Raw genomic sequence first — 10171 nt, 5'->3', positions numbered from 1 at the left:
CTGACCAGCACCGTTGCCATCAAGAACATGATTCTTGAAGGGCATGGCCTTGCTTGGCTCTCGACGGAAAGCATCGAGGCGGAACGGCAATCGGATACGTTGGTGCTGGCGCATCCCGACAAGTGGCAGATTCCACTGGATATCCGGCTTTATCGGCTGGACCGCCGAATAGGCCCTCAGGCCGAGGCTTTGTGGGAAGAGACAGAGGTCCTTTGAGCGGTTGTCTGGCTGCTTGGACCGGCGGCCACAGATCCCATAGCACAGACGAAAAGCCGATGGCGCTGGACCGTTTTGCCGAAGGGTTCGCCTGGCGGCCAAGTGAACTTTGGCGGCCTCAGATTCAATGACCTTGTTTTGGCGCCCGTAACGCGCGGCCATACTTTTTCAGTGAGGGATTTCAGCAGAGCAGTCTAAATCTTCGCTCTGACTGCCTTGATTACTGTGTCCACAGTAAGGCCAAAATGTTGGTAAAGCGCCTCTGACTGTGCCGAAGCGCCGAAGCCTGTCATGCCGATGAATGTATCTTCTGGCCGCAACCATCTTTCCCAACCAAAGCCCACGGCGGCTTCGACCGCTATCCTTGGGGCCTCGCCCAATACGCTTTTCTGATAGTCAGTGCTTGCTTCTGCAAAGAGGTCCCAGCTTGGCATGGAAACTACGGCCGCCTTGATGCCGTCCTGGCCCAGACGATTGGCAGCCTCGGTGATCAGGGCGACTTCGGTGCCCGTGGAGATGAGTGTCACATCGCGCTGCCCATCCGCTTCGTGCAACACATATGCGCCGTGACGACAGGGATTCTCACGTGCTCCCGTGCGCACCGGCGCTGCATCCTGCCGGGACAGGGCGAGCATGGACGGCCCGTCCCGGCGTTCCAGCGCGATTTGCCAGCACTCCGCGGTCTCAATCGCATCTGCTGGGCGGAACAGGGTCATGCCCGGCATAGCGCGGAAGCTGGCCAGGATTTCAACGGGCTGGTGTGTCGGCCCGTTCGAGCCGGCGCCAATGGAATCGTGGCTGAAGACATGAATAACGGGTAGCCCCATCAACGCAGCCATGCGCATGGACGCCCGTTCATAGTCGCTGAAGGCAAGATAGGTGACGGCGATCGGGCGCAGCCCGCCGTGGGCCGCAATCCCGTTTGCCATCGCGCCCATCAGGTGTTCGCGTACGCCGCAGTGGACGTAACTGCCAGCGCTGTTCTCAGCGTTGAACGCGGACCGGGACCGCTTGTGGTTGGTCGGTGCCTCCAGATCGGCACAGAGCACGAGGCCCTCGGGCATCGGAGCGGCGAGCGCGTCGCACACGTCGCCGGAAGAGTGGATCGTGCCACGCGGAGTGTTCTCGCGGCCAGCCTTTGCTGCGATATCGGAGAAGATGTACTGAAGGGATGTCGGCAAATCCGAGCCCATGCGCCGTTCAAACTCTGGCCGGTCCGGGTGCTGCGCCAAACGTTCAACCCAGGCGGCGCGTTCTTCCTTGGCAACCGCGAATGAGGCGCGCCAATCCCTGTAAACACCTTCAGGTACGGAAAAGGACGCATGCCGCCAGTTCAGCGCCTCTTGCGCATCGATCCGATCTTGAGGGATAAGCGGCGTGCTATGGCCGCCGCGCTGTCCTTCCAACCGCGGGATGCCGCGCGCGATCCGGGTTCGGCAGGCGATCATAGAGGGGCGCGGGTCCGCCTTCGCGGCCTTGATGGCAGCGTCGATCTGCTCAATATCATGACCGTCAACGCTTTGGACATGCCAATGCGCTGCCTGGAAGCGTGCCGCGACATCCTCGGAGATCGCCAGATCGGTCGCGCCGTCGTCGGTGATCTGATTGTCGTCCCAAAGGAAGGCGAGCTTGCCCAGTTCCAGGTGCCCGGCGAGCGATAGCGCTTCCTGTCCCATGCCTTCTTGCAGACATCCGTCCCCGACAAAGGCCCAGGTGCGGTGGTCCACGAGGCCGTCAAACTCTGCCGCCAGCCTGGCCTCGGCAACGGCCATGCCGACGGCAGAGCAAATCCCCTGGCCCAGCAGGCCGGTCGTCAATTCTATGCCTGCGTCCTGTTCGATTTCCGGATGTCCCGCGCAGACCGACCCCAACTGGCGAAAGGTCTTGAGCGCGTCGAGCGAGACCTTCTCGTAGCCGGACAGGTGAAGCAACGCGTAAAGCAGCATGGACCCATGGCCGTTCGACAGAACGACACGGTCGCGGTCCGGCCAAAGCGGATCGGCGGGATCGACTTTCAGATGGCGCGCATAGAGGGTTGCCGCGATTTCGGCCATGCCGAGTGGCACTCCCTGGTGGCCTTCCCCAGCGGCCAGAATCGAATCGATCGCAAGAAAGCGAATTGCATTCGCCATCGATTGAACATCCGCCACCTCGTGCCTCCCACTTCTCGTCGAGGCAAAGACTTACGATCTTTTTCGGGGCGGAGTTGTGTAGTTTTCCTAAACATGTTTTGCGTTTTTTTAAAGTTTCAAGGGAGGGACCGGCTGTTAGCGTCTCGTCCAGAAGCTGGGAGGAACGGCATGGGCGTGGCCAAACGCACGGCACCATTATCCAACGTCTCACTTGAGATGCGTGCGTGGAACATCCGCCGCAGAGCGCTTTTGATGGGTGAGGTTCAGGGGCAGGGCTATATCGGACAGGCGCTCGGCATTGCCGACGTATTGGCGGTCTCATACTTCAATGCGATGGATTATCGGCCGGAAGACCCCGAGTGGGAGGGCCGCGACCGATTCTACCTGTCGATCGGGCACTACGCGATTGCGCTATATGCAGCCTTGATTGAGGCCGGGGTCCTGCCCGAAGACGAAATTCCGACCTATGGCATGGACGACAGCCGAATGCCGATGTCGGGCATGGCGTCCTATACGCCGGGAATGGAGATCACGGGCGGCTCGCTTGGTCAGGGTCTGGGGATCGCGGTCGGGGCTGCCTTGGGGCTGAAGCGCAAGCGTAACCCGGCGTTCGTCTATAACCTGATGTCGGACGGTGAGCTTGGCGAGGGCTCAACCTGGGAAGCCGTCATGTCGGCTGTCCAATGGAAGCTCGATAATCTGATCTGTGTTGTGGACTTCAATAACCAGCAGGCGGACGGGCCGACGCGGGATGCCCTGGCTGTAGGCGCTGAGGCGCCAAAATGGGAGGCCTTCGGCTGGCACGCGCAGGAGGTGGATGGCAACGACTTGGACGCGCTCGTGGCGGCTTTCGATGCGGCCCGCGCGCTCGATGATCCGCGGCCCCGCGTGATCATCTGCAACACGACGATGTGCAAGGGTGTCGATTTTCTGGAGGCGCGGGAAATCACGCATTTTGTGCGGGTCGAGCCGGATGAATGGGCGGAGGCCCTGGCCAAACTGGATGAGGGGAAGCCGCAATGACGACCGCTTCCATGGCCCGCAAATACGAGCCCCGCACAGCGCCAGATACCAAGGTCGCCACCTCTGCGATGATCGCATCGCTCGCGGCAGAAGGGTATGACACGGTGTCTGCGCCCTTCGGCACTGCACTCGTCGAGGCCGCGAAGTCGAATGATCGCATCGTCGGCCTGTCGGCAGATTTGTCGAAGTATACCGACCTGCACGTCTTTGCGGATGCGATGCCGGAGCGGTTTTACCAGATGGGCATGGCCGAGCAGCTCTTGTTTTCCGCTGCCGCCGGGATGGCGCGGGAAGGGTTCTTGCCGTTTGCCACCACCTATGCGGTCTTTGCCTCGCGCCGTGCCTACGACTTTATCGCCATGGCGATTGCCGAAGAAAATCTGCCGGTGAAAATCGCCTGCGCTCTGCCCGGCCTGACCACAGGATACGGTCCAAGCCACCAGGCCTTCGAGGATCTCGCGATTTTCCGAGGGCTGCCCAATATGGTGCTGATCGACCCCTGCGATGCCTGCGACGTGGCGGGCATGGTGCCCGCGATGATTGCAGAGCCCAGCCCGGTCTATGCCCGCCTTTTGCGAGGCAAGGTGCCAAAGGTGCTGACCCGCCACAAGCCAGACTACAAGTTCCAACTTGGCAAGGCGCAGATGATCCGCGACGGCAAGGACGTATTGGTGATCTCCTCGGGAATCATGACCATGCGCGCGCTTGATGCAGCCGAGCAATTGGAAAGAGACGGCGTCGATGTTGCGGTGCTGCACGTGCCGACGATCAAGCCGCTGGATGCTGGCACGATCATCTCCGAGGCGGGCAAAGGTCGACTCTGCGTGACGGCAGAGAACCATACCGTCATTGGCGGCTTGGGTGAGGCCGTCGCCGGGACGTTGATGCGCGCGGGCGTTCACCCGACATTTCGCATGATTGGTCTGCCCGACGAATTTCTTGAGGCCGGCGCGCTGCCAACGCTTCACGATTTGTACGGCCTCTCGACCCAAGAGGTCGCAACACAAATCAAAGACTGGCTCTGAGACCGGCAGGAGGACACAGAGTGCTTTTAGGTGCCAAGATCGCAATCGTAACCGGGGCGGCAAGCCCGCGCGGGCTCGGTAAGGCGACGGCGAAGCTCTTTGCAGAGCACGGGGCAAGGGTTGTGATTACCGACCTTGACGCGGGTGCCTCCGAAGCCGCGGCATCCGATTTGCCGGGCGATGGTCATATCGGCCTTGCGGGCAATGTGGTGGACAAAGCAGATTGTGCGCGGGTGGCAAAACATGTCGCGGATCAGTTCGGTCGCATCGACATTCTGGTCAACAACGCCGGGATCACGCAGCCGCTGAAACTGATGGAGATTGCGCCTGAGAACTACGACGCGGTCACGGACGTCAGTTTGCGTGGCACACTTTACATGAGCCAGGCCGTGATCCCGACCATGCGGGCGCAGAAATCCGGCTCCATCGTCAACCTGTCTTCTGTCTCGGCGCAGCGGGGCGGCGGTATCTTTGGCGGGCCGCACTACTCGGCGGCCAAGGCGGGCGTGCTTGGGCTGACCAAGGCGATGGCGCGCGAGTTGGCGCCGGACAACGTGCGCTCCAACGCCATCTGCCCCGGCTTCATCGCCACCGACATCACCGCAGGCAAGCTGACCGGCGAAATGCGCGCCCAGGTTCTGGCGGGCATCCCTATGGGCCGTGCCGGGACAGCCGAAGACGTTGCAGGCTGTGCCCTTTTCCTCGCATCGGACCTGTCGGCCTATTGCACGGGCTCCGAGGTCGATGTGAACGGCGGCTCGCTGATCCACTGAGGTTTTGATGACGCGGATAGTCTTTCTCGATCGTGCGACCATGGGACCCGGGGTGGACCTGATCCACCCCAACGCGGCTCATGAGTGGATCCAGCACGACCGCAGCACCGCCGAAGACGTCGTCACCCGACTTGCCGGGGCCAAGGTGGCCATTACCAACAAGGTCCCGATAACAGCAGGGGCTTTGGCGCAATTGCCTGACCTTCGGTTCGTCACCGTTGCTGCGACGGGATATGACTGCATAGACCTTGACGCCTGCAACGCCTGTGGCGTCACGGTTTCTAACGTGCGCGGCTATGCGAAGAGCACAGTCCCCGAGCACACCTTTGCGCTGATCCTCGCGCTGAAACGGGCGATCCCCGGCTATCGCAACGCCGTACTCAAGGGGCGTTGGCAGGAAGAGCAGCAGTTCTGTTTCTTTGACTATCCGATCAGCGATCTGGCAGGCGGCAAGATTGGCATCATCGGCGAAGGCGTCATTGGCCAGGCGGTCGGCAAGATTGCCGAAGCCTTTGGCATGGAGGTGATGTTCGCCGCCCATAAAGGGGTTGAGGGGCTTGGCCCACTATACACGCCATTCGAGCAGGTGCTGGCGGAGGCCGACGTGATCACCTGCCACGCCCCTCTGACCCCTGGAACCCGCAATGTTCTGGCAATGCCTGAGTTTCGCGCGATGAAACGGCGACCCATCATTGTCAACACGGCCCGTGGTGGCCTCGTGAATGAAGCAGATGCCGTGGCGGCTCTGGAAGAGGGACTGATTTCCGGTTTGGGCTTCGACGTTTTGACGTCAGAGCCGCCCAGTCCCGACAATCCGATTTTCGGGGCGGCGGCACGTCCCGACGTCATTCTGACGCCCCATACCGCCTGGGCAAGCGATCAGGCCATGGCCGAAGTCTGGCGGCAGGTTATTGAGAGTATTGATGCGTTCTTGTCGGGCGCTCCGGTGCGCACATTGACATGAACATCTTAGAAGAAGGCCGGATGACCGGTCACAACATGGTCATAATCAAGGGAGGAAGACCAAATGAAGACGAAGCTTCTGGCAGCCGTGGCCGTTCTGGCCATGACCGGGGCCGCTCAGGCCGAGGTCATCTTTGCGCATGGGGCCAATCCCGGCAACCCGCGCTATATCGCTGCTGAAAAATGGGCTGACCTCTATGCGGCCTGCGCCGGTGAAGAGGTGAACCACGCGCCCGCGGCGACCATGGGCAACGATGCGGAAATGCTGACTTCGGCCCAGTCCGGCGTCATTCAGGTTTCCGCAAACAGCCAGGGCGCCATGAGCCAGATTGTGCCCGAAGTTGGCCTTCTAGGGCTGCCGTTCCTGTTCAGCGACCTGCCGACCGCCTGGGCCGTTGTGGACGGCGAGGTCGGTGACATGATCGACGAGCGCGCGCAGAGCGCTGGCCTGAAAGTGCTTGGCTTCTGGGACAACGGCATTCGCAACATCACCCATACAAGCAAGCATGTGTCGTCGCCCGAGGATGTCGCGGGCATGAAGATCCGTACGCCCCCTGATCCGATGACGCTTGCCATCTTTGAAGCGCTTGGCGCGAACCCGGCTCCGCTGGCCTGGTCCGAACTGCCGTCGGCCCTGCGGTCGGGTGTGTTCGAAGGGCAGGAAAACCCGCTGGTCAATATCCATTCGGCAAAACTGCATGACATCACGCCCTACGTGACGATGACCGGCCACAAATACGAATCCACGCCCGTGGTCGCGAGCATGGCCTGGTGGTCCGGTCTGGATGCGGCAAAGCAGGAATGCGCCTTGAACGCGACAGCCGAGGCCGGAGAAATCCAGCGCGGCTTGTCCTTGAAGGGTGACGCAACGCTGCGTCCGCGCATGACCGAGGAAGGCGCGCAGTTCGCCGAAGCGGACAAGGCAGCCTATATCGCAGCGACCGCGTCGGTCTATGACCAATACGCAGCCGACTACCCAGAGCTGGTTGCCGCCCTGAAAGCGGCCGCTGGTCTGGAGTGAGCGAGCCGACACGAGACATGGGACAAGGGCCTACGGGCCCTTTCCTTTCCGCCTGCCGTGGCCTGACGGCCCTCCTTGACTGGAGCGGCCGGATTGTCGCCGTTGCTTGCCTTGCGGTGATGTTCGTTCTCTTGTTTGTCAATGTCGTTCTGCGCTATGCGGTCGGAGACGGGATCCCCTGGGCCTATGAGATCCATGCCATCCTGTTGCCTTGGCTCGTCGCTGGCGGTGTCCTGATCGCCGCCGCACAGGGGCGCAACATTGCGATCACGATTCTGCCCAACCTTATGAGTGCCAACGCTTTGCGGTGGCTGATGGTGATGGTCAGTCTCCTGATTTTTGTCATCTGCGTTTCCGTGGTGTGGACGGGCCAACCCACATTCCGGGCCGCGCAGTTCCAAAGCCTCGCGACCCTGGGGCTGAAGCAAGTCTGGGGCTATGCCAGCCTGATCTATGCCTTTGGGGGTATGGCCGTTATCGCTCTCATGGATGCGACCCGCGCCTTGCTGGGCGATATCAGACACGCTGGCACGAGCCTGAGCTAAGTCCATGACCGCGCCGCTTCTCTGGGCCTTCTTTCTGCTTCTCGTGCTCTCGGTGCCTGTCGCGCATGCGATGCTGGGCGGTGCCGCAGCCGCCCTGTGGCTTGACGGCAGACCGATGGCCGTGTTGGCCCAGCGGCTTTACACGCCCACCCAGAGCTTCCCGATGCTTGCCATTCCGTTCTTTATTCTGGCGGGCAACCTCATGATGTCGGGCCGCTTTGGCGAGTATCTTGTCAACATTGCCCGGCTTCTGGTCGGGCGATTCAAAGGCGGGATGGGGCAGGTTTCCATCCTTGGATCGGTGATGTTTGGTGGCGTCTCGGGCTCTGCTGTGGCTGACGCGAGCGCCTTGGGAAATGCGCTGATCCCGGTGCAGAAGAAGGCGGGTTATCCCGGCGGCTTTGCCGCCGCTATCAATTCGTCATCGTCGACAATCTCCGTGCTGATCCCGCCCTCGATCCCGTTGATCCTCTACGGGCTGATTTCGAATACCTCGGTGATTGATCTGTTTGTGGCCGGACTTTTGCCGGGCCTGATGCTCGGGCTTGGCATGTTTATCATGGTCTGGATCATCGCCCGGCTGCGCAACCTGCCAAGCGCACCGCTTGAGGGAGGCTTTGCTGCATTCAAAAGTCAGGTCTACGCCGCGATTCCAGCCATGCTCATGCCTGTCTTCGTGATCGGTACGCTCCGCTTTGGGATCGCAACGCCCACCGAGGTCAGCGTCATGGCAGTTGCCTATGCGCTTTTGGTCAGCGGCTTTGTCTACCGGGACCTGAACCTAAAGCTCTTGTGGCGCGCCGGCGTGGATACTGCCGCCATGACTGGTGCCGTCATGATCATCATCATGGCCTCGTCAACGATCCAGTGGGTGCTGACTGCAGAACGCGTACCACAGGACCTTGCTGCCTGGGTAGCAGTCTCGATCTCCGAGCCCTGGATGGTCATCATTGCGCTGAATATCGTAATGCTCGTGGTCGGCGCGTTTCTCGATCTGCCCGCGGCTGTTCTGCTCCTTGGTCCGATTTTCGTGACGATTGCCAAGGCGATTGGGCTTGATCCGGTGCAGCTCGGCCTGATGATCGTGGTCAACCTGTCGATCGGGCTTTACACACCGCCGGTCGGCACCACGCTCTTCATATCCTCATCCATTGCCAAAGTAGGGATCGGCGAGGCGGTGAAGGCCCTTTTGCCTTTCTATCTCGTCGCGCTCACGGTCTTGGCCCTGATCTCATTCGTCCCTGCATTGACGATCTACTGACTGGTCTCTCCAGACAAAAGCTCATCATTCGGTGCGACCCGAAATGTGCAGCCGAGATTCTCCAACATTCTGCGCACCTTTCCCTGGTGCTCTTTCGCCTCGTCTGAGACCCATTCGAAGAATCTGTTGACAACACGGCGGTTCAGGTGCCGGGCCGGGCAGACAAACCAATAGGCCGCAAATTCGATAGCCGGCGTTTCAGGCAGAAACGGCACAAGCTCGCCGCGCTCGATCTCACCCCGGCAGAGCATGGCGCTGTCCAGCGCCACGCCGCCCCCCTGTTTGGCCATCTCAATGGACATAGAAGACCGGTCAAAACGGAAAGGATAGGTCAGGTCAGGGATCTCGAAACCGCTGGCGGCCAGCCAAAGCTCCCAGCGGTATAGCGACTTGACGCTGTCGATCAACTGCGCAGCCTGCAAACGCTCGACGGCGTTCGATACTTCTTTTGTCCGTTCGAGGAACCCTGGGCTGCACAGCGGCAGCACGGCATCATGCATAATGCACTCGACGGTCAGCCCGGCCCACTCGCCAAGCCCATAGCGCAAATCCAGATCAATCGCTTCCGTGTCGAATTCCGAGAACTCTGGCGTGGCATCAATTCGGATGTTCCAGTCAGGGTTGTCAGAAGCAAAACCGGCAATCCTGGGGCCCAACCAGCGCACGCCATAACTTGGGGATACCCGCATGTTCAGGCTACGCTGTCCCCGCTGCTGTCCGATTGCGTTCCGCGAGTTTCGCAGTGCTGCAAAAGCTTGCGTCGTGGTCTGAAACAACCGGTCTCCATCCAAGGTTAGCTTCAAACGCCGCTTTTCTCGGCGAAAGAGCTTCACGCCGAACTGCGTTTCGAGAAGCTTGATTTGCTGGCTCACCGCCGACGGCGACACACCCAACTCGGCAGCCGCCTTGGTCACTGTTCCAAGACGTGCTGCTGCCTCAAAGTATTCTGTCGCCTTTAGATTGATGTCACGCATGTCTTGACCCTAGACAAATCTGAATGCCTTTCAATCAAGTGGATGAAGCGCAGATCCTTTTTGAAGTTGCCTTTGTCCGTCCTTGCGGAAATTCGCCAAGGTCTCCCTCGTTCTCATATTGCGCCCTTCTATCCATGGGTAGCAGGGGCGCGTCCCCGCTCCTTGCTCGATTGGCCGCTGTATCCTGCCCCATACTTATGCGGACAAGAAACGCAAAAGAAACGGAGTTGAACAAGCG

General features: G+C 60.5%; 10 protein-coding genes. 8 read left to right on the top strand and 2 right to left on the bottom strand.

The window, feature by feature from the left end; genetic code table 11:
- A partial coding sequence (locus Q0982_RS13770; protein ID WP_299396501.1) for a LysR substrate-binding domain-containing protein occupies positions 1 to 216 on the top strand: 216 nt, incomplete at its 5' end.
- Between the two features lie 194 nt (positions 217 to 410).
- Here the strand turns inward: Q0982_RS13770 and Q0982_RS13765 are convergent.
- Positions 411 to 2366: a transketolase gene (locus tag Q0982_RS13765; protein WP_299396500.1), complete on the bottom strand. Its 1956-nt coding sequence runs from the start codon at positions 2364 to 2366 to the stop codon at positions 411 to 413.
- A gap of 150 nt (positions 2367 to 2516) precedes the next feature.
- On the opposite strand from Q0982_RS13765, the gene Q0982_RS13760 reads away from it, so the two are divergent.
- The 7 genes from Q0982_RS13760 to Q0982_RS13730 all read left to right on the top strand — a co-directional run bounded on the left by Q0982_RS13760 (position 2517) and on the right by Q0982_RS13730 (position 8959).
- Positions 2517 to 3371, top strand: coding sequence for a transketolase (locus Q0982_RS13760; RefSeq protein WP_299396498.1), 855 nt, complete (start codon positions 2517 to 2519; stop codon positions 3369 to 3371).
- Positions 3368 to 4396 carry a transketolase family protein gene (locus Q0982_RS13755; protein WP_299396497.1) on the top strand — a complete coding sequence of 343 codons (1029 nt, stop codon included), beginning with the start codon at positions 3368 to 3370 and terminating at the stop codon, positions 4394 to 4396. The genes Q0982_RS13760 and Q0982_RS13755 overlap by 4 nt, the downstream gene beginning before the upstream one ends.
- Positions 4397 to 4416: 20 nt before the next feature.
- A complete protein-coding gene (locus Q0982_RS13750) occupies positions 4417 to 5169 on the top strand; it encodes an SDR family NAD(P)-dependent oxidoreductase (protein ID WP_299396495.1) in 753 nt (250 codons plus the stop codon).
- Between the two features lie 52 nt (positions 5170 to 5221).
- Positions 5222 to 6133: an NAD(P)-dependent oxidoreductase gene (locus Q0982_RS13745; protein ID WP_299396494.1), complete on the top strand. Its 912-nt coding sequence runs from the start codon at positions 5222 to 5224 to the stop codon at positions 6131 to 6133.
- Positions 6134 to 6196: 63 nt separating this feature from the next.
- A complete protein-coding gene (locus Q0982_RS13740) occupies positions 6197 to 7153 on the top strand; it encodes a TRAP transporter substrate-binding protein (RefSeq protein WP_299396492.1) in 957 nt (318 codons plus the stop codon).
- Positions 7150 to 7698 (top strand): TRAP transporter small permease, encoded by a 549-nt coding sequence (locus Q0982_RS13735; RefSeq protein ID WP_299396490.1) that lies wholly within the window; start codon positions 7150 to 7152, stop codon positions 7696 to 7698. The genes Q0982_RS13740 and Q0982_RS13735 overlap by 4 nt, the downstream gene beginning before the upstream one ends.
- Positions 7699 to 7702: 4 nt before the next feature.
- Positions 7703 to 8959, top strand: coding sequence for a TRAP transporter large permease (locus Q0982_RS13730; protein WP_299396489.1), 1257 nt, complete (start codon positions 7703 to 7705; stop codon positions 8957 to 8959).
- Here Q0982_RS13730 and Q0982_RS13725 read toward each other — a convergent pair.
- Positions 8953 to 9933 (bottom strand): LysR substrate-binding domain-containing protein, encoded by a 981-nt coding sequence (locus Q0982_RS13725; RefSeq protein WP_299396487.1) that lies wholly within the window; start codon positions 9931 to 9933, stop codon positions 8953 to 8955. The genes Q0982_RS13730 and Q0982_RS13725 overlap by 7 nt on opposite strands.
- Positions 9934 to 10171: the final 238 nt, after the last annotated feature.

The sequence above is a fragment of the Pelagibius sp. genome (genome assembly GCF_028281305.1).
GTDB lineage: Bacteria > Pseudomonadota > Alphaproteobacteria > Kiloniellales > Kiloniellaceae > Pelagibius.
The sequence above is the reverse complement of the archived record's forward strand: the minus strand, read 5'-3'. Positions and strand labels throughout refer to the sequence as shown.